Source organism: Citrobacter sp. wls613 (assembly GCF_005281195.1).
GTDB classification, from domain to species: domain Bacteria; phylum Pseudomonadota; class Gammaproteobacteria; order Enterobacterales; family Enterobacteriaceae; genus Citrobacter; species Citrobacter gillenii.
In genome coordinates this window covers 155,689-174,636 of record NZ_SZXN01000082.1, presented here as the reverse complement: position 1 = coordinate 174,636, position 18,948 = coordinate 155,689, and the positions used below count along the sequence as shown (strand labels likewise).

17 protein-coding genes are annotated in these 18,948 nt (G+C 57.3%); 10 read left to right on the top strand and 7 right to left on the bottom strand.

Going from position 1 to position 18,948, the window contains the following annotated elements:
* From FDX01_RS24045 to mmuM, 6 genes are all read left to right on the top strand, one after another.
* On the top strand, positions 1-175 hold a 175-nt coding region (locus FDX01_RS24045; RefSeq protein ID WP_249361032.1), incomplete at its 5' end, for a fumarylacetoacetate hydrolase family protein.
* Positions 172-1,122, top strand: coding sequence for an acetaldehyde dehydrogenase (gene mhpF, locus FDX01_RS21500; protein WP_096758135.1), 951 nt, complete (start codon positions 172-174; stop codon positions 1,120-1,122). The genes FDX01_RS24045 and mhpF, both read left to right, overlap by 4 nt.
* Entirely contained in the window at positions 1,119-2,132 is a 1,014-nt protein-coding gene (mhpE, locus tag FDX01_RS21495; protein ID WP_096758134.1) for a 4-hydroxy-2-oxovalerate aldolase, read from the top strand. Before mhpF ends, mhpE begins: the two co-directional genes overlap by 4 nt.
* A 68-nt stretch (positions 2,133-2,200) precedes the next feature.
* Positions 2,201-3,415, top strand: a complete 1,215-nt coding sequence (gene mhpT / locus FDX01_RS21490; protein ID WP_137400430.1) for a 3-(3-hydroxy-phenyl)propionate transporter MhpT — start codon at positions 2,201-2,203, stop codon at positions 3,413-3,415.
* Positions 3,416-3,692: 277 nt separating this feature from the next.
* Positions 3,693-5,096: an S-methylmethionine permease gene (gene mmuP / locus FDX01_RS21485; RefSeq protein ID WP_137400429.1), complete on the top strand. Its 1,404-nt coding sequence runs from the start codon at positions 3,693-3,695 to the stop codon at positions 5,094-5,096.
* Positions 5,083-6,015 carry a homocysteine S-methyltransferase gene (mmuM, locus tag FDX01_RS21480; protein WP_137400428.1) on the top strand — a complete coding sequence of 311 codons (933 nt, stop codon included), beginning with the start codon at positions 5,083-5,085 and terminating at the stop codon, positions 6,013-6,015. The genes mmuP and mmuM overlap by 14 nt, the downstream gene beginning before the upstream one ends.
* Positions 6,016-6,076: 61 nt before the next feature.
* Here the strand turns inward: mmuM and fbpC are convergent, their stop codons facing one another.
* The 6 genes from fbpC to FDX01_RS21450 all read right to left on the bottom strand — a co-directional run bounded on the left by fbpC (position 6,077) and on the right by FDX01_RS21450 (position 13,938).
* Positions 6,077-7,123 carry a ferric ABC transporter ATP-binding protein gene (gene fbpC / locus FDX01_RS21475; protein ID WP_117342094.1) on the bottom strand — a complete coding sequence of 349 codons (1,047 nt, stop codon included), beginning with the start codon at positions 7,121-7,123 and terminating at the stop codon, positions 6,077-6,079.
* 11 nt (positions 7,124-7,134) lie between these two features.
* Positions 7,135-9,213, bottom strand: a complete 2,079-nt coding sequence (locus FDX01_RS21470; RefSeq protein WP_117342095.1) for an iron ABC transporter permease — start codon at positions 9,211-9,213, stop codon at positions 7,135-7,137.
* Positions 9,214-9,349: 136 nt separating this feature from the next.
* Positions 9,350-10,381: an ABC transporter substrate-binding protein gene (locus FDX01_RS21465; protein WP_115259278.1), complete on the bottom strand. Its 1,032-nt coding sequence runs from the start codon at positions 10,379-10,381 to the stop codon at positions 9,350-9,352.
* Positions 10,378-11,682: an MFS transporter family glucose-6-phosphate receptor UhpC gene (gene uhpC / locus FDX01_RS21460; RefSeq protein WP_115259276.1), complete on the bottom strand. Its 1,305-nt coding sequence runs from the start codon at positions 11,680-11,682 to the stop codon at positions 10,378-10,380. Before uhpC ends, FDX01_RS21465 begins: the two co-directional genes overlap by 4 nt.
* Before the next feature lie 85 nt (positions 11,683-11,767).
* Positions 11,768-13,309: an MASE1 domain-containing protein gene (locus FDX01_RS21455; protein WP_137400427.1), complete on the bottom strand. Its 1,542-nt coding sequence runs from the start codon at positions 13,307-13,309 to the stop codon at positions 11,768-11,770.
* Positions 13,309-13,938 carry a response regulator transcription factor gene (locus tag FDX01_RS21450; RefSeq protein ID WP_115259273.1) on the bottom strand — a complete coding sequence of 210 codons (630 nt, stop codon included), beginning with the start codon at positions 13,936-13,938 and terminating at the stop codon, positions 13,309-13,311. Before FDX01_RS21450 ends, FDX01_RS21455 begins: the two co-directional genes overlap by 1 nt.
* Before the next feature lie 335 nt (positions 13,939-14,273).
* Here FDX01_RS21450 and tauA point away from each other — a divergent pair, with 335 nt between their 5' ends.
* From tauA to tauD, 4 genes are read left to right on the top strand one after another with little or no spacing between them, the layout of a single operon-like run.
* Entirely contained in the window at positions 14,274-15,236 is a 963-nt protein-coding gene (tauA, locus tag FDX01_RS21445; protein ID WP_096758125.1) for a taurine ABC transporter substrate-binding protein, read from the top strand.
* Positions 15,237-15,246: 10 nt separating this feature from the next.
* A complete protein-coding gene (tauB, locus tag FDX01_RS21440) occupies positions 15,247-16,014 on the top strand; it encodes a taurine ABC transporter ATP-binding subunit (RefSeq protein ID WP_137400426.1) in 768 nt (255 codons plus the stop codon).
* Positions 16,011-16,838, top strand: coding sequence for a taurine ABC transporter permease TauC (gene tauC, locus FDX01_RS21435; protein WP_117342098.1), 828 nt, complete (start codon positions 16,011-16,013; stop codon positions 16,836-16,838). Before tauB ends, tauC begins: the two co-directional genes overlap by 4 nt.
* The gene (gene tauD / locus FDX01_RS21430) at positions 16,835-17,686 is read left to right on the top strand and encodes a taurine dioxygenase (RefSeq protein WP_137400425.1); all 852 of its coding nucleotides are present in this window, start codon (positions 16,835-16,837) and stop codon (positions 17,684-17,686) included. Before tauC ends, tauD begins: the two co-directional genes overlap by 4 nt.
* Before the next feature lie 81 nt (positions 17,687-17,767).
* On the opposite strand, the gene hemB is transcribed toward tauD, so the two are convergent.
* A complete protein-coding gene (gene hemB / locus FDX01_RS21425; RefSeq protein ID WP_117342100.1) occupies positions 17,768-18,742 on the bottom strand; it encodes a porphobilinogen synthase in 975 nt (324 codons plus the stop codon).
* Positions 18,743-18,948 lie beyond the last annotated feature (206 nt).

The following is an 18,948-nucleotide window of genomic DNA, read 5'->3' as shown; positions in this document are numbered from 1 at the left end:
GCGCAAAATGGCCAGCCTCGGCGAGCCGCTACGCGCCGGAGACATCATTCTCACCGGGGCGTTAGGCCCGATGGTCGCGGTAAATGCGGGCGATCGTTTTGAGGCCCATATCGAGGGTATTGGTTCAGTCGCCGCCACGTTCTCTGCGGCGGTTACAAAAGGAAGTCAGTCATGAGTAAGCGTAAAGTTGCCATTATCGGCTCCGGTAATATCGGCACCGATTTGATGATTAAAATTCTGCGTCACGGCAAGCAGCTTGAGATGGCGGTGATGGTCGGTATCGACCCGGGATCCGACGGTCTGGCGCGCGCCAGACGCATGGGCGTCGCCACCACCCATGAAGGGGTAACGGGGCTGATGGCAATGCCGGAATTTGCCGATATCGACATCGTGTTTGACGCCACCAGCGCGGGTGCGCACGTGAAAAATGACGCCGCCTTACGCGCGGTTAAGCCGGGGATCCGCCTGATCGACCTGACGCCGGCGGCGATTGGCCCGTACTGCGTGCCGGTAGTGAATCTCGAGGCCAACGTGGATCGGCTGAACGTCAATATGGTGACCTGCGGCGGCCAGGCGACCATCCCGATGGTGGCGGCGGTGTCCCGCGTGGCGCGGGTGTATTACGCCGAGATTATCGCCTCTATTGCCAGCAAGTCCGCGGGACCGGGTACGCGCGCCAATATTGATGAATTTACCGAAACCACCTCGAAGGCGATTGAAGTGGTGGGCGGTGCCGAGAAAGGCAAAGCGATTATTGTGCTCAACCCAGCGGAGCCGCCGCTGATGATGCGCGACACGGTGTATGTGCTGAGCGAAGAGGCTTCTCAGGCAGAAATTGAGGCGTCGATTAACCAAATGGCAGCGGCGGTACACGCGTACGTGCCGGGCTACCGCCTGAAACAGCGCGTGCAGTTTGAGGTCATCCCACAGGATAAACCGGTGAATCTGCCAGGTATTGGCCAGTTCTCTGGCCTGAAAACTGCGGTGTATCTGGAAGTGGAAGGTGCGGCGCACTACCTGCCAGCCTACGCGGGCAATCTCGATATTATGACCTCCAGCGCGCTGGCGACCGCTGAAAAGATGGCACAGTCACTCGCGCGTCAGGCAGGAGAAGCAGCATGAACGGTAAAAAACTCTATATCTCTGACGTGACCTTGCGTGACGGCATGCACGCTATTCGTCATCAATATTCGCTGGAAAACGTCCGCCAAATCGCTAAAGCACTGGACGATGCGCGTGTCGATTCCATTGAGGTGGCGCACGGCGACGGGTTACAGGGCTCCAGCTTTAACTACGGCTTTGGCGCGCACAGCGATCTGGAATGGATTGAAGCGGCGGCGGACGTGGTGGAGCACGCCAAAATCGCCACGCTGTTGCTGCCGGGTATCGGCACGATTCATGACCTGAAAAACGCATACCAGGCCGGTGCGCGGGTGGTGCGCGTGGCGACCCACTGCACCGAAGCGGACGTGTCGGCCCAGCATATTCAGTATGCGCGCGAGCTGGGTATGGACACCGTCGGCTTTCTGATGATGAGCCACATGACCACGCCGGAGAAACTGGCGCAGCAGGCGAAGCTGATGGAAAACTACGGTGCGACCTGTATTTATGTGGTCGATTCCGGCGGGGCAATGAACATGACGGACATTCGCGATCGCTTCCGCGCCCTGAAAGCGGTGCTGAAGCCGGAAACGGAAACCGGGATGCATGCCCACCACAACCTGAGCCTCGGTGTGGCGAACTCCCTGGCCGCAGTGGAAGAGGGTTGTGACCGTATTGATGCCAGTCTGGCGGGCATGGGCGCAGGGGCGGGCAATGCGCCGCTGGAGGTGTTTATCGCCGCTGCGGATAAGCTCGGCTGGCAGCACGGCACCGACCTTTACGCGCTGATGGATGCCGCCGACGATTTAGTCCGTCCGCTGCAGGACCGCCCGGTGCGGGTGGATCGCGAAACGCTGGCGCTGGGTTATGCCGGGGTCTATTCCAGCTTCCTGCGTCATTGTGAAGTGGCGGCGGCGCGCTATGGTCTGAGCGCGGTGGATATTCTGGTTGAACTGGGCAAACGCCGAATGGTGGGCGGCCAGGAAGATATGATCGTCGACGTGGCGCTGGATCTGCGCAACAGCAAATAAAAATAATGACGCGGCTGGCAACGTATCAGCCGCGCTTCACCTGCATCGTGACCTCAGAGGTACACCTCATGACAACCCGTACCCCCGCATCCTCCTCCCGTCTGACGCTGACCGTCGGGCTGTGTTTTTTAGTCGCCCTGATGGAAGGGCTGGATTTACAGGCCGCCGGTATCGCTGCCGTCGGCATCGCCCAGGCTTTTGCGTTAGATAAAATGCAGATGGGCTGGATCTTCAGCGCCGGTATTCTGGGATTACTGCCCGGCGCGCTGGTGGGCGGTATGCTGGCTGACCGCTATGGGCGCAAGCGGATCCTTATTGGCTCCGTGGCGCTGTTTGGCCTGTTTTCGCTGGCGACGGCGATATCCTGGGATTTCTCGTCGCTGGTGTTTGCCCGCCTGATGACCGGTGTCGGGTTGGGGGCGGCGTTGCCGAACCTGATCGCGCTGACCTCCGAAGCCGCAGGCCCGCGCTTTCGCGGCACCGCGGTGAGCCTGATGTACTGCGGGGTGCCGATTGGCGCATCGCTGGCGGCGGCGCTGGGTTTTAGCGGTGTGGCCTCCGCCTGGCAAACTGTGTTCTGGGTTGGTGGGGTGATCCCGCTGCTGCTGGTGCCGTTGCTGATGCGTTGGCTACCGGAATCACATGTGTATGCCCAGCAAACGCAGGCCGCCGCCGCACCGTTGCGTGCGCTGTTTGCCCCTGCCACCGCGACCGCTACGTTGCTGCTGTGGCTGTGTTATTTCTTCACCCTGTTGGTGGTGTATATGCTGATCAACTGGCTGCCGATGCTGCTGGTTGAACAGGGCTTTCGTCCCTCACAGGCGGCGGGCGTGATGTTTGCCCTGCAAATCGGCGCGGCCAGCGGGACGTTAATCCTCGGTGCATTGATGGATAAACTGCGCCCGGTGGTGATGTCGCTACTGATTTACACTGGGATGCTGGCTTCACTGCTGGCGCTCGGTACGGTGTCGTCATTGAGCGGTATGCTGGTGGCCGGATTTGTCGCAGGGATGTTTGCCACCGGCGGCCAAAGCGTGCTGTATGCGCTGGCTCCGCTGTTTTACAGCACCCCCATCCGCGCCACCGGCGTAGGCACCGCGGTGGCCGTTGGGCGCCTCGGGGCGATGAGTGGTCCACTGTTGGCGGGGAAAATGCTGGCGCTGGGCACCGGAACGGTAGGCGTGATGGCGGCCTCCGCACCGGGTATTTTGCTGGCCGGGCTGGCGGTGTTTGTGCTGATGAGCCGTAAATCACAGATACAGGTTCAAGCCAGCGACTCCTGACCGTGCGCTCATCCGGACGTATGAGGTGTGACGCGCGGTTCCTACTTTCGGGGGAACGTCATTGGACGTCTCCGTTGCCAGAGTTGAATAAACCCTGATAGCGGAGGCGTTATGGCCTGGCGACCTTTTTTGTATCTTATTGTTAATCCTCGTCCTGTGTTGAGCGCCCGGCGCGGGCATCTGCGTCTGGTGCAGGGCTAACTTTGCATTGTGTTTACAAACGCGGTATAACAAACCTTATTTGGATGTTTAGATGTCCATACGTTTAGAAGGTCATATGCAAACAACACAACAAAATGCGCCACTGAAGCGCACAATGAAAACGCGTCACCTGATTATGCTCTCTTTAGGTGGCGTGATTGGCACAGGGTTATTCTTTAATACCGGGTACATCATCTCCACCACCGGGGCGGCGGGGACGCTGCTGGCCTATTTGATTGGCGCGCTGGTGGTCTGGCTAGTGATGCAATGTCTGGGTGAACTGTCGGTGGCGATGCCGGAAACCGGCGCGTTTCACGTTTATGCCGCGCGCTACCTCGGCCCGGCGACGGGTTACACCGTAGCCTGGCTCTACTGGCTGACCTGGACCGTGGCGCTTGGCTCCAGCTTTACCGCCGCTGGTTTCTGCATGCAGTACTGGTTCCCACAGGTGCCGGTGTGGATCTGGTGCGTGGTTTTCTGCGTCGTTATCTTTGGCCTGAACGTCATTTCTACGCGCTTTTTTGCCGAAGGGGAATTCTGGTTCTCGCTGGTAAAAGTCATCACCATCATCGCCTTTATTATCCTCGGCGGGGCGGCCATTTTTGGCTTTATCCCGATGCAGGATGGTTCACCCGCGCCGGGGCTGAGCAATCTCACCGCAGAAGGCTGGTTTCCACATGGCGGCCTGCCGATCCTGATGACCATGGTGGCGGTGAACTTTGCTTTCTCGGGAACCGAGCTTATCGGCATCGCGGCAGGCGAAACGGAAAACCCGCGCAAGGTGATTCCGGTGGCGATTCGTACCACTATCGCTCGACTGATTATTTTCTTTATTGGCACCGTGTTTGTGCTGGCGGCATTGATCCCGATGCAGCAGGCGGGAGTGGAGAAAAGCCCGTTTGTGCTGGTGTTTGAGAAGGTGGGGATTCCATATGCGGCGGATATTTTTAACGTCGTGATCCTGACGGCCATTCTTTCGGCTGCGAATTCAGGATTGTATGCTTCCGGGCGCATGCTGTGGTCGCTGTCGAATGAACGTACGCTGCCCGCCTGTTTTGCGCGGGTAACCAAAAACGGCGTGCCGTTGACAGCCATATCGGTCAGCATGCTCGGCGGCGTGCTGGCGCTGTTTTCCAGCGTGATCGCCCCGGATACGGTATTTGTGGCACTGTCGGCGATCTCCGGGTTTGCGGTGGTGGCGGTGTGGCTGAGCATCTGTGCTTCGCATTTTGTTTTTCGCCGCCGTCACTTACAGCAAGGAAAGGCTGTGAGTGAATTGTATTATCGTGCGCCGTGGTATCCGCTGGTTCCCGTATTGGGGTTTGTGCTGTGCCTGATGGCCTGTGTCGGCCTGGCCTTCGATCCCGCGCAGAGAATTGCGTTGTGGTGCGGGTTACCGTTTGTGGCGTTGTGCTATGGTGCTTATTTCCTTACTCAACCCCGTAAAGTAAAACAGGAGCCACACCATGTCGCAGAATAATCCGTTACGTACCCTTCTTGAGCAACAGGATTTCCTGTTGCTGGATGGTGCGATGGCGACGGAACTGGAGGCGCGCGGCTGTAACCTGGCCGATAGCCTGTGGTCAGCGAAAGTGCTGGTAGAAAACCCGCAGCTTATCCGCGAAGTCCATCTAGATTACTACCGGGCGGGTGCTCAATGTGCGATCACCGCCAGCTATCAGGCCACGCCGGCAGGTTTTGCCGCCCGAGGTCTGGATGAGGCGCAGTCGAAGGCACTGATTGGCAAAAGCGTAGAGCTGGCGCGTAAAGCGCGCGAGGCGTATCTGGCGGAAAACCCGCAGGCGGGTACATTGCTGGTGGCCGGGTCTGTGGGACCGTATGGCGCGTATCTGGCGGATGGCTCGGAATACCGTGGCGATTACGTGTGCAGCAAAGACGAGTTTCAGGCGTTTCACCGACCGCGCGTTGAAGCGCTGCTGGACGCCGGAGCTGACCTGTTAGCCTGCGAAACGCTGCCGAATTTTACTGAGATTAAGGCGCTGGCTGAACTGCTGGCGGAATACCCGCGTGCGCGTGCGTGGTTCTCGTTTACCCTACGTGACAGCGAACACCTGAGCGACGGCACGCCGCTGCGCGAAGTGGTGGCGTTACTGGCAAACTACCCGCAGGTGCTGGCTATTGGTATCAACTGCATTGCGCTGGAAAACACTACCGAGGCGTTGCAGCATTTACACGGCTTAACGGCGCTGCCGCTGGTGGTCTATCCCAACTCCGGCGAGCATTACGATGCGCAGAGCAAAACCTGGCACACTCACGGTGAAGCGTGTAAAACGCTGGCGGATTATTTACCCCAGTGGCGTGCGGCGGGCGCCCGGTTGATTGGCGGGTGCTGTCGCACCACGCCTGCGGATATTGCTGAATTGAACGTCCAGCGCTGAATTTGTGCCGGGTGGCGGCTGATGCCTTACCCGGCCTACAACGTGTGCCACCCGGCATCAATCACACGGTATCTGCTAACACAAACATGCCGTACGGGTGGATTTCGAGGTAATACTGCTCGCCAGCGTTTGGCTGTAAGCGCGTGGCGTTGACCTGCAATAGAATTTCCTGCCCGTGCCACTCTACCGTGACCTCATACTGTGGCCCCATATAGGCGACGTGCTGGATCACACAGCGCTGGCTCTCCTCGCCGCGATCGCTGAGCGTAATTGCCTCCGGACGCACGCCAACCGTACCTTCTCCCTGGGTGGCGAAATGCAGCGGCCTTGGCAGGCGATAACCGTAAATATCGACAAACGCCTCGCTGAACGCGGCCGGGAACAGGTTGGCATCGCCCATAAAGCTCGCCATAAAGCGCGAGGCGGGCTGGCGGTACAGATCCTGCGGTGAGCCGATCTGCATGATATGTCCCTTGTTCATCACCAGTACGGTGTCGGACACCGCGAAGGCTTCGCTCTGATCGTGGGTCACGTACAGCGAGGTAATATCAAACTGCTTTTGCAGTTCGCGGATCTTGTCACGCATGCTGCGTCGCAGGTTGGCGTCGAGGTTACTCAGCGGTTCATCAAATAACAGCACCTTCGGTTTGAGGATCAGCGCCCGGGCCAGCGCCACGCGCTGCTGCTGCCCGCCGGAGATCTGATCGACATAGCGGTCTTCGAATCCTTCCAGATCCACCATCGCCAGCGCCTCTTTCACCCGCGCTTTCAGTTCGCTGCGCGATACGCCGAGCATCTTCAGGCCGTAGCCGACGTTTTCACCCAACGACATATGTGGGAACAGGGCGTAAGACTGAAACACCATGCAGATATCGCGCTGCTGGATGGAACGATGGGTAACGTCTTCGCCATCAATATAAATCTGTCCTTCGCTCGGTTTTTCCAGTCCGGCAACCAGGCGCAAAATGGTGGTTTTGCCGCAGCCGGAAGGGCCAAGCAGCGTCACCATTTGCCCTTGCGGGATGGTGAGATTGATGTTGTCGATAACCGTGTTGCTGCCAAAACGTTTGGTTACGTTGCGCAGTTCAACGAAATTTTTCTGAGTCATAGTGCGCTCCATTACGCCGGGTTTTTGGCTTTTGAACGGGAGGTACGTGATTCACCGATCAGCCAGTCAAAGATGAAAATAATCGCCAGCATCACCACGATCAGGATCGAACCGTAGGCAATGGCCACGCCGTATTCACCGTCTTCCACGCGGTTCAGAATGTAGGCCGTTGCGACGCGGGTATCTGGCGTGACGAGGAACACAATGGCGCTGACGGTAGTAATGGCGCGCACAAAGCTGTAGATCAGTGCGGAGAGGATAGCCGGGCGTAGCAGCGGCAGCAGGATGTGCGTGATGGTTCGTAGCGAACCGGCACGCAGGCTGAGCGAGGCTTCATCCAGCGATTTATCGATTTGCCCTAAGCCCGCAATGCCTGCACGAATGCCGACCGGCACGTTACGCATCACCATTGAGATAATGACGATGGCCGCCGTCCCGGTGAGGTACACCGGGGCGCTGTTAAAGGCCAGAATATACGAGACACCCGCCACGGTGCCGGGAACGGCAAAGCACAGCATGGTGGTGAACTCGATAGTTTTTTTGCCTTTAAACTGCTGGCGCACCACAATCCAGGCGATCAGCAGCCCGAAGATGGCGGTGATCGGCGCGGCGATCCCGGCGTACAGCAGGGTGTCGAGTAGCGAAGGCCACGCGCCGTCGCTCATCCCCTGACCAAACAACTTGGTAAAGTTCGCCAGCGTCAGGGTGTAGTCCACGCCCCAGTTAACGGTGAAGCTGCCGTAGAAAATGCTGCCATACAGCAGGGCGTTAAAGGCGATCCATACCGCCAGCAGCGCGACTACGCTCCACACCAGCGTTACCGGCAGCGGCTGCACGTCGCCACGGTATGATTTACCGGAAACGGTGACGTACGAGCGTTTGCCGATCCACATGTACTGCACGCAGAACACCAGCAGGGAGAACAGCAGCAGGAACGCACCGAGCGTGCTGGCGGCCTGGTAATCGAGCTGTGAACCGGTGATGTAGAAGTAGATTTGTGTCGCCAGCACGTCAAAGTTACCGCCGAGTACCAGCGGGTTACTGAAGTCAGCCAGCGACTGCACAATGACAATCAAAAAGGCGTTTGCCAGCGCCGGTTTTAGCAGCGGGACAAACACGCCGTTAAAGGTCTGCCAGCGGCTGGCGCGCAGGGTGTACGACGCTTCTTCCAGCGACGGATGAATGGTTTTGATCGCCCCGTCGAGGATCATAAACGCCATCGGGGTGAAGGCCAGCACCTGCGCCAGCCAGATGCCGGTAAACCCGTACAGCCAGTTGGTGTTGGTTAAGCCAAACCAGTCCACCATTAATTCGGTAATGTAACCGGAACGGCCCATCATTAAGGTGACGCCAAGGCCGACGACAAACGGCGGCGTCACGATCGGCAGGATCGAGAAAATGCGGCCAATAATGGCGCTACGTCTGGCAATACGAGTGGTGTAAATCGCCAGCACCAGACCGAAGAAGGTACAGCCGACGCCGACGGCGATCGACAGCATAATGGAGTTGAGGATCACCTGAATGATATGCGCCTGCGACAGCACATTCATAAACGCCAGCGGGGCAAACTCTCCGGCGTCGTTGGTGAACATGGGAATGAAAATCGCGATGCTCGGCCAGACGATAAAAATCCCGATCAGCGCGACAATGGCGGTGAGCGATCCGATAACGAAACGGTCGCCACCCAGCCATTCTAGGCGGGTGAGCGCCAGCGTCATAATCGCGCCCAGCGCGACAAACAGTACGATGGTGGCATAGCCTAGGCCGCGTCCTTCAAGGGTGGCGCTGGCGACAATAAAGGCCATACAGAACAGCGACCAGCTCGCGTCGAGAGTGTGGCGGCTGCGCTGCTCGCGTTTGGCTTCCTGGAACGGACGTACCAGCAGCAGGCTCGGTAGCAGATACCACAACCAGCTAATATTGAAATGTGACCAGCTGTAGGCGGCGAGTATTTCCTCGCGCGTGGACTCCAGCAGTCCATAGTCCAGGCTCCAGCTTGGCAGCAGGGCAAACGCCAGCCAGCCGAGTAAAACCCAAAGGAATATCGCATCCCGTTTTTTCACGGGATGGAGTGCAAGTGTCTGTGACATAGCGGTTCCGGTGTTCAATCCTGATGTAGGCCGGATAAGCTTGTGCGCCATCCGGCATTCAGGGTGACGATCATTGCCGGATGCGGCGTTGCCTTATCCGGCCTACGTAACCTTATCCGAAGAAGGTCATCATGTTTTATTTACCCATCTTCACTTCGCTAACCCACTTATTGATCAACGCTTTACGAACATCGGTAGAACCATATTTATCCATGTCGTAATTGATAAGCTTCAGGTCGTCGAGCTTCAGGGAGTTCGGTGACGTCTCGGCGGTGGTGTTGGTCAGGATCTGATAGGATTTGCCTTTCTTCCATGCCAGTTCCTGGGCATCTTTTGACAGTACCCAGTCAACGAACAGTTTGGCGTTGTCGAGGTTACGCGCGCCTTTCAGGATGCTGACGCCGCCAATTTCATAGCCGGTGCCTTCGCACGGCGAAATCAGCTCCAGCGGGGCGCCTTGTTCTTTTTCCAGCGAGTAGTCGTGCAGGAAGCCAATGCCGATCGCCGTTTCGCCACGGGCAGCGTTACGTGCTGGGGCAATACCAGACTTGGTGTACTGAGAAACGTTGGCATTGAGTTGCTTCAGGTAATCAAAGGCCTGATCTTCCCCCCACAGTTGGGCGAAGGTTGCCAGCGCAGTGTAGGCGGTGCCGGAGCTTTGTGGGTCGGCAATCTGGATTTCGCCTTTGTATTCCGGTTTAGTCAGATCTTTCCAGCATTTTGGCACTGGTAGGTTTTTCTCTTTCAGGCGCTGGGTATTGACGCCAAAGCCCAGAATACCGACGTAAACGGCGGAGGAGAGGTTACCTTTCACTTTCGCCGGATCGCGGAATTTCTCCATGATTTCATCGAGTTTCGGTGATTTATACGGCTGCAGCAGGCCCATCTCTCCGGCCTGAGACTGCGGATCCAGCGTTCCACCGTACCAGACATCCGCCTGCGGGTTTTTCTTCTCGGCATCCACTTTCGCCAGCGTACTGCCGGAGCCGTTGCGAATAAATGAGGTCTTCACATCATATTTTTCACCGAAGGCTTTGGTTTCGGTTTCGCACATTTCGTTGGTGGCGCTGCAGTAGACCACCAGACGACCTTCAGCCTGGGCAACGCTGCTTAACGCCGCCAGCGCGAGGGTGGAAGCAATCAGGGTAGAGGTAAGCGTCAATTTCATTGTTTTATCCTTTGACTGAGAGAAGGGGTAATGCCTGCAATAAGCAGCGGCATCAGCAATAAACCCATAACGACAGCGGCAACCGAGAGCAAACTGAACATTCCCGACCAGCCATAACGTTCAATGACCAGCGACAGCGGCCAACCCGCCAGCGCGGCCCCGAGATAGGCAAACAGCCCGAGAAAACCGGTGATCGAACCTGCGGCTGCTTTGTGTCCGCATTCGACGGCGGCCAGACCAATCAACATCTGTGGGCCAAAAACAAAGAAGCCCACGCTAAAGAAACAGGCCGCCAGCAGCGCATAGTGGTGAACCGGTGCCAGCCATAGGGCGGCGACAGAGACCATCAGCCCGAGCGTGAACAGCAAGATCATCGGCGCGCGCTGACCGCTGAACAGCACATCTGATCCCCATCCGGCAAACAGCGCGCCGAGCAAGCCGCCGACTTCAAACAGCATCACCGTGGCGTTGGCGCTGAGCAGATTCACGCCGTGGCTTTCGGTCAGCCAGATGTTGCCCCAGTCGTTAAGCGCGATGCGGATCACATAGACCAGCACATATGACACGCCCAGCAGCCAGATCATCGGATTCTTCAGCATGGTGGTGCGTAACATTTGCCACAGCCCCATCGGCGGGCTTTGCTGCTGCTGGCGCAGTTCCAGCGGGTCCTGCCGCCATTCTCCAACCGTCGGTAATCCCTCTTCCTGGGGCGTGCCTTTCAGTTGCAGGGTGAGCCAGATCCCTAATGCCATGCTGATTATCCCCGGTGTCAGCATCGCTGCCTGCCAGCCCCACCAGTGGGCGGCGAAGGCGCTAATCAGCGGAATGATGGCTCCGCCGATGTTGATAGACATATTCCAGCAGCCCCACCAGAAACCGCGTTCGTTACGCGAATACCAGTGAGTCAGCAGGCGGGCGCAGGGGGGCCAGCCCCAGCCCTGGAAAAACCCGTTGAGCGTCCACACCACCAGCAGCAGCGTCAGTGATTCGCCAAAGGCGAACACCACGTTTAAGACGCCGGTGGCAAACAGGCCGATGCCCATAAACGCCCGCTGCCCGTGGCTGTCATGCCATAATCCGGCGGTGAACTTTGACAGGCCGTAGGTCAGATAAAACAGCGAACCCAGCAGGCCAATATCACTTTTATCCAGCCCCAGATCCGTTTGCAGCGCCGGGAGCACGTAGTTGACGCTTTTGCGCGTCAGGTAGAACGCGGCGTAGCCAATGACCATGCACATCAGTAGCCGGGGACGTAGCGCCCGGTAGCGTTGATCTGTTTCGCGTGATGCGCGTGCGTGCATGGCGGTCTCCATTTGTGCTGACTATAGGAAAGTGAAAGCAAAAGGGGATGAGAGAAAGTCCAGAGTGACTAAGACTTTTTCCTGGTTAATGATGGGTTTGTTGCAAATTTGTGGGCAGGTTAACAATTACCCGCGTACCGTTGTGCGACTCAAGCGTTAGCTCGCCACCCAGTGCGCTTACCCGTTCACGCATTCCCTGAATACCGAAACCGGGGATTTTTTCTGGCAGAATGCCCACGCCGTTGTCCTCAACGTGCAGAACCAGGCTGTGCTCCTGCTGGCGGAGCGTAATCGACACCTCGCTGGCGTCGGCATGTTTACAAACGTTATTGAGTAACTCCTGCAACAGGCGGTACAGCGTAAAGCGGACCGTTTCATTGTCTGGCGTATTTTCCAGCCGATAGTCAAACCGGCAGCGGATGCCCCGTTCGGCAAAGGCAAACTCATTCACCAGATGATGGAGCGCGTCTTGAAAGGACAGTTCATCGAGCGCGGGAGGACGCAGCTGGCGCAGCAACTGGCGGGTGGAGTGATGAATGCGCCGGGCAAGGTCATTGATCTGATTCGCTGCGTCCAGCGTTTGCTGTGGATCCTGTGCTCGCTTGACCAACTGAGAGTGGATTTGAATGGCGGTAATGTTTTGCCCAATTTCGTCGTGCAGCTCCCGCGCCAGACTCTTGCGCGTATTTTCTTCGCTGCGGATCAGTTGCTCAGTTAACGCCCGTCGTGCCGTCAGCTCGGCTTCCAGACGCTGGCGATAGTGGTGCAGGTTCTGCGCCAGATGCTGCTGGCGGCTGATAGCGATACCCAGGCCAATACCCAACAACGCCTGGGTAGCGAGAAAAATTTCCAGTTCCAGTAAATTGCTGAACCCCACACCGATTTGCCGTGCGATGGTGATCATCATGCTGCCAAGCAACCCGGATAATACGCCGCCCTGCCAGCCAAACTTCCATGCCATCACCACGTTGGGCAGAAACACTACGATCAGCAGCAGGCGCTCAATGTCTGGTGACAGCACCATCTGAGTGCCGATGCCGATAATAAAAAATAGACTGCACCAAATGATAAGCGAGGTGCGCAGCGGCGGATTACGGGTGTCCAGGCCGAGCAAATGATAGCGGTGCTGCTGGCGCAGAAATTCGTAAATCAAATAAACAAATGGCGTCAACAGCACGCCGCCGGTAAACGACGCCAGGCCAATTAACATCGCCGGGCTTTCGATAAAGGGCGACAGGAGGGCGGTATTGAGCAATGCGGTGACGGTGACGGCGGCCAGTAGCAGCGTTAAGCGCTGCCAGTAGAGTGGGAAGCGGTGCCAGTAAGACTGGCCGATACTGGCCGGGATCAGGCTAATTAACGGTGCGGCCAGCAGAATATAACCATTTAATAATTGTTCGCTGTGTAGCCAGAACAGCATTAGCACCGGTGGTAGTACCAGCGCGGGCCAGTAGCGGCGTGACAGCAGGATCAAGAGTGCGAGATAGACGCCGTGCGGCAGAAATAGCGTTGCCTGCTGACCGTTTTGGGTCAGGTAAAATCCCAGCGTCCACAGCATCAGCCAGCCTGAGCCCCAGGCCAGCAGGATAAACAGGGAGATCACCCAATGGCGAGCCGAGCGCGACATCAGTGCCCCGTCAGTAGCTGATGGTCGAGCGCAAAATGCACCAGGTCAATAGTGCTGTGGCATTGCAGTTTACCCAGCACGTTGGCGCGGTGGACGTGGACCGTTTTGTGGCTGAGGTCGAGTTTGAAGGCGATCTCTTTCACGCTGTCGCCTTTGACCAGCAGATCAAACACTTCGCGCTCGCGTGGGGTGAGGACTTCCAGCACCTGGGCGGGTTGTTCGCCGCCGCGTAGCGCCCGCAATGCGTCAGCGCACAGGTAATGCCCACCCATGCCCACTGAACGTACCGCCTGTACCAGTTCCTCAGGCCCGCAGCGTTTGGTCAGATAGCCGCTGGCACCGGCATCCAGCGCGCTTTGCACAAACGTCGGCGCGTCATAAATGCTGAGAATTATGGCGCGAAAGTTGGGTTTCTGCGCCCGCAGCCGTTTTAACAGACTCAGACCATTTTCATCCGGCATAGCGATGTCCATCACCGCCACGCTGACGTCATCGCGCAGTAACGCAGGCCAGGCATCTGCCGCGCTGCTGTATTGACCGATGACGTTAAGGTCATCTTCAAGACTGAGTAATTGCGCAAAGCCGGAACGCACCACCACATGGTCATCCACCAGCACAACATGGATCATTTTCTTGCTCTCTTGTCTGACAATGGCGTCTATGATGCCTGCCCGCATTACGCTGGCAATCACCGGGATGCTGTTATGTAACGAATGTAACAAAATCGCAATAATTTGCAGGTGTTGTAGGCCGGATAAGGCGCTTGCGCCGCCATCCGGCAACAGTGCCTGATGGCGCTGCGCTTATCAGGCCTACGAATTCCATCTGTCATGAGCGAAATAGCTAACTATTGCCGCTTTTTTTCTAAAAACGCTTTGTTCTTAGCCAGAATTTTTAATTCCTTTATCAAAGTGTGCCGTAACGAAATACTGCCCCACATAACAAGACAGGGGAGCAGACAATCATGGCTATATCATCGCGTAATACACTCCTTGCCGTACTGGCAGTGGTTGCATTTCAGGCGCAGGCGGTGAACGTCACCGTCGCGTATCAGACCTCCGCTGAACCGGCCAAAGTGGCGCAGGCGGATAACACATTTGCTAAAGAGAGCGGGGCCACCGTTGACTGGCGTAAGTTCGACAGCGGGGCGAGCATCGTCCGGGCGCTGGCGTCTGGCGACGTACAGATTGGCAATCTTGGCTCCAGCCCGTTGGCGGTTGCGGCCAGCCAACAGGTACCGATTGAGGTGTTCCTGCTGGCGTCCAAACTCGGTAACTCCGAGGCGCTGGTGGTGAAGAAAAGCATCAACAAACCTGAGGATTTGATCGGTAAACGTATTGCCGTGCCGTTTATCTCCACCACCCATTACAGCCTGCTGGCCGCGTTAAAACACTGGGGCATCAAGCCCGGTCAGGTGGAGATTGTGAACCTGCAGCCGCCAGCGATTATTGCCGCCTGGCAGCGCGGGGATATTGACGGCGCCTACGTCTGGGCACCGGCGGTGAACGCGCTGGAAAAAGACGGCAAGGTGTTAACCGACTCGGAGAAAGTAGGTGAGTGGGGCGCGCCGACGTTGGACGTGTGGGTCGTGCGCAAAGATTTTGCCGAGCAGCATCCTGAGGTGGTGAAGGCCTTTGCCAAAAGCGCGATTGATGCCCAACAGCCCTATATTACTGATCCCGATGAATGGCTAAAGCAGCCGGACAACATCAGCAAGCTGTCGCGCTTAAGCGGCGTGCCGGAAGCGGATATTCCGGGACTGGTAAAAGGTAACACCTACCTGACACCGCAGCAGCAAACCGCCGAGCTGACCGGACCGGTGAATAAAGCGATTATCGACACCGCGCAGTTCCTCAAAGAGCAGGGCAAAGTGCCCGCTGTGGCGACGGATTACAGTCAGTACGTTACCGATCGCTTCGTGCAATAAGGGGGCGCTGATGCTGCAAATCTCTCATCTTGCCGCCCGCTATGACGGAAAGCCGGTGCTGGACGACATCAACCTGACGCTCGACGGCGGTGAACTGCTGGTGGTGCTCGGGCCTTCCGGCTGCGGCAAAACCACGCTTCTGAATCTGATTGCCGGGTTTGTGCCGTATCAGCACGGCAGCATCGTGCTGGCGGGTAAAAAAGTGACAGGCCCGGGGGCCGAGCGCGGCGTGGTGTTCCAGAACGAAGGCTTGCTGCCGTGGCGTAACGTGCAGGATAACGTCGGATTAGGCCTGCAACTGGCCGGTGTAGAGAAGTTACAGCGTCAACGCATTGCGCAGGACATGCTGAAGAAGGTTGGGCTGGAAGGCGCGGAAAAGCGCTTTATCTGGCAGCTTTCCGGTGGTCAGCGTCAGCGCGTCGGCATTGCCCGGGCGCTGGCGGCAAATCCGCAACTGTTGCTGTTGGATGAACCTTTTGGCGCGCTGGATGCTTTTACCCGCGAGCAGATGCAAACCCTGCTGTTGACGCTGTGGCAGGAGACCGGCAAACAGGTGCTGCTGATTACCCACGATATCGAAGAGGCGGTGTTTATGGCGACCGAACTGGTGCTGTTGTCTCCGGGACCGGGCCGGGTGCTGGAACGCTTACCGCTAAATTTCGCCCGCCGCTTTGTGACCGGGGAGCCGAGTCGCAGCATTAAATCCGATCCGCAGTTTATTGCCATGCGTGAATACGTGCTAGGCCGCGTTTTCGCGCAACGGGAGGCGTTCTCATGAGCGTGGTGATTAACGACAAACCCCGTCCGCGTGCGTTGCGCTGGCGCTGGCCGCTTTCACGTCAGATGACGTTAAGTGTTGGCACATTGGGCGTGTTTCTGGTGGTGTGGTGGGCAGTGGCGGCACTGCAATTCATCAGCCCGCTGTTTTTACCGCCGCCGGGGCAGGTACTGCAAAAACTTATCGTCATTGCCGGACCGCAGGGCTTTATGGATGCCACGCTGTGGCAGCATCTGGCCGCCAGCCTGACGCGTATCGTCATTGCTCTGCTGGCCGCGGTGCTGCTCGGCGTGCCGGTGGGGATCGCGATGGGGCTGAGTCCGACGGTACGCGGGATCGTCGATCCGATCATCGAACTGTATCGTCCGGTACCGCCGCTGGCCTATTTGCCACTGATGGTTATTTGGTTTGGCATCGGCGAAACCTCGAAGATCCTGCTGATCTATCTGGCGATTTTTGCCCCTGTGGCGATGTCTGCGCTGGCGGGCGTCAAAAGTGTGCAGCAGGTGCGGGTGCGGGCCGCTCAGTCGCTGGGGGCCAGCCGCGCACAGGTATTGTGGTTTGTGATTTTACCGGGTGCTTTGCCGGAAATTCTTACCGGGCTGCGGATTGGACTGGGTGTGGGGTGGTCGACATTAGTGGCGGCGGAGCTGATTGCCGCGACGCGAGGTCTGGGGTTTATGGTGCAGTCAGCGGGTGAGTTTTTGGCAACGGATGTGGTGCTGGCGGGAATTATGGTGATTGCCGTGATCGCCTTTATTTTAGAATTGGGTTTGCGTGCGCTTCAGCGCCGTCTGACGCCCTGGCATGGAGAAGTACAATGAGTGAACGTCTGAGCATTATCCCGCTGGGGCCCTATATAGGTGCGCAGGTCACCGGGGCGGATTTGACGCGACCGCTGAGCGATAACCAGTTTGAACAGTTGTACCACGCGGTACTTCGTCATCAGGTGGTGTTCCTGCGCGAGCAGGCGATCACACCACAGCAGCAGCGGGCGCTGGCGTTGCGTTTTGGCGACTTGCATATCCATCCGGTTTACCCGCATGCGCAGGGCGTTGAGGAGATCATCGTCCTCGATACCCACAACGACAATCCGCCGGATAACGACAACTGGCACACCGATGTAACCTTTATTGAGACGCCACCTGCCGGGGCGATTCTGGCGGCAAAAGAGCTGCCATCAACAGGTGGCGATACGCTGTGGACCAGCGGCATTGCCGCTTTTGAAGCGCTTTCAGAACCTTTCCGCCAATTGCTGAGCGGCCTGCGGGCCGAACATGATTTCCGTAAATCGTTTCAGGAGTTCAAATACCGTAATACCGAAGAAGAGCATCAGCGTTGGCTGGAGGCGGTGGCAAAGCACCCACCGTTGCTGCATCCGGTAGTGCGAACGCATCCGGTGAGCGGCAAACAGGCGCTGTTTGTGAATGAAGGGTTCACGACACGAATTGTCGATGTGACGGAAAAAGAGAGTGAGGCGCTGCTCGGATTTCTGTTTGCCCACATCACCAAACCGGAGTTTCAGGTACGCTGGCGCTGGCAGCCTGACGATGTGGCGATTTGGGATAACCGCGTGACGCAGCATTATGCCAATGCAGACTACCTGCCGCAGCGGCGCATTATGCACCGGGCGACGATTCTCGGAGACAAACCTTACTATCGTGCGAGCTAACGTGCCCGATGGCGCTTTGCCCACCGGGCCCCGGCGTGCAGGCCGGACAGGGCGAAGCCGCCATCCGGCAACACCGCGTCATTAACGCAGAATTTTTTTCTCAGCCAGATCCAGGGCAAAGTAACTGAAGATCAGATCCGCGCCTGCGCGTTTGATCGAGCCTAAACTTTCCAGCACGACTTTCTCTTCATCTATTGCCCCTGCCAGGGCAGCGAATTTGATCATCGCGTATTCGCCGCTGACCTGGTAGGCGCCAATCGGCAGTTCGGTGCGTTCGCGAATATCACGTAGAATATCCAGGTATGCACCGGCCGGTTTCACCATCAGGCAGTCTGCACCCTGGGCTTCGTCCAGAAGTGATTCGCGAATGGCTTCACGACGGTTCATCGGGTTCATCTGGTAGGTTTTACGATCGCCTTTCAGCGCGGTGCCCGCGGCTTCGCGGAATGGGCCGTAGAAGGAGGAGGCGAACTTGGTGGAGTAGGACATGATCGCGGTATCAGTGAAGCCCGCGGCGTCCAGCGCCTGGCGAATAGCCTGCACCTGACCGTCCATGGCGGCGGACGGTGCGATAAAGTCGGCACCCGCCGCGGCGGCAACCACTGCCTGTTTACCGAGGTTCGCGAGGGTTAAATCGTTATCTACGCCGTGGTCACACAATACGCCGCAGTGACCGTGCGAAGTATATTCGCAGAAGCAAGTGTCGGACATGACGATCATCTCCGGCACGGTTTGCTTGCAAATGCGTGACATGCGCGCCACCAGTCCGTCTTCTTTCCAGGCATCGCTGCCGGTGTCATCGGTATGGTGGGAAATACCAAAGGTCATCACCGAGCGGATACCGGCGTTGGCAATGCGTTCGATTTCGCGTGCCAGATGTTTCTCTGGAATGCGCATCACGCCGGGCATGGCCTCGATGGCTTTGTAATCGTCGAGTTCTTCTTCAACAAAGATCGGCAACACCAGGTCATTTAAGCTGAGTGTTGTCTCTTCAAACATGGCGCGCAGCGCAGGGGATTTGCGCAGGCGGCGAGGGCGTTGGATTAGGTCTGTCATGGTATGCCTGATGTTTGTGGAATCGAAGGCCGTAGTATACCTCAACCTGTGTGTGGGTGTTTTACGAAAGTTGGCCTTATGCGAGTGACACCCGCGTACCGTATTTTTAAAAGTTTAATATGCGCTATTTATACTTTATTGAATTTATCATTTTTAATATCAATAGGTTTTGCTGTGGGTTTGATTTTGTTTAATCGTTAATTAAA

Bases quoted from the DNA above. Each gene is read 5' to 3' on its own strand.
- mhpF (WP_096758135.1), top strand. From the start codon at position 172: ATGAGTAAGCGTAAAGTTGCCATTATCGGCTCCGGTAATATCGGCACC.
- mhpE (WP_096758134.1), top strand. From the start codon at position 1,119: ATGAACGGTAAAAAACTCTATATCTCTGACGTGACCTTGCGTGACGGC.
- mhpT (WP_137400430.1), top strand. From the start codon at position 2,201: ATGACAACCCGTACCCCCGCATCCTCCTCCCGTCTGACGCTGACCGTC.
- mmuP (WP_137400429.1), top strand. From the start codon at position 3,693: ATGCAAACAACACAACAAAATGCGCCACTGAAGCGCACAATGAAAACG.
- mmuM (WP_137400428.1), top strand. From the start codon at position 5,083: ATGTCGCAGAATAATCCGTTACGTACCCTTCTTGAGCAACAGGATTTC.
- fbpC (WP_117342094.1), bottom strand. From the start codon at position 7,123: ATGACTCAGAAAAATTTCGTTGAACTGCGCAACGTAACCAAACGTTTT.
- FDX01_RS21470 (WP_117342095.1), bottom strand. From the start codon at position 9,213: ATGTCACAGACACTTGCACTCCATCCCGTGAAAAAACGGGATGCGATA.
- FDX01_RS21465 (WP_115259278.1), bottom strand. From the start codon at position 10,381: ATGAAATTGACGCTTACCTCTACCCTGATTGCTTCCACCCTCGCGCTG.
- uhpC (WP_115259276.1), bottom strand. From the start codon at position 11,682: ATGCACGCACGCGCATCACGCGAAACAGATCAACGCTACCGGGCGCTA.
- FDX01_RS21455 (WP_137400427.1), bottom strand. From the start codon at position 13,309: ATGTCGCGCTCGGCTCGCCATTGGGTGATCTCCCTGTTTATCCTGCTG.
- FDX01_RS21450 (WP_115259273.1), bottom strand. From the start codon at position 13,938: ATGATCCATGTTGTGCTGGTGGATGACCATGTGGTGGTGCGTTCCGGC.
- tauA (WP_096758125.1), top strand. From the start codon at position 14,274: ATGGCTATATCATCGCGTAATACACTCCTTGCCGTACTGGCAGTGGTT.
- tauB (WP_137400426.1), top strand. From the start codon at position 15,247: ATGCTGCAAATCTCTCATCTTGCCGCCCGCTATGACGGAAAGCCGGTG.
- tauC (WP_117342098.1), top strand. From the start codon at position 16,011: ATGAGCGTGGTGATTAACGACAAACCCCGTCCGCGTGCGTTGCGCTGG.
- tauD (WP_137400425.1), top strand. From the start codon at position 16,835: ATGAGTGAACGTCTGAGCATTATCCCGCTGGGGCCCTATATAGGTGCG.
- hemB (WP_117342100.1), bottom strand. From the start codon at position 18,742: ATGACAGACCTAATCCAACGCCCTCGCCGCCTGCGCAAATCCCCTGCG.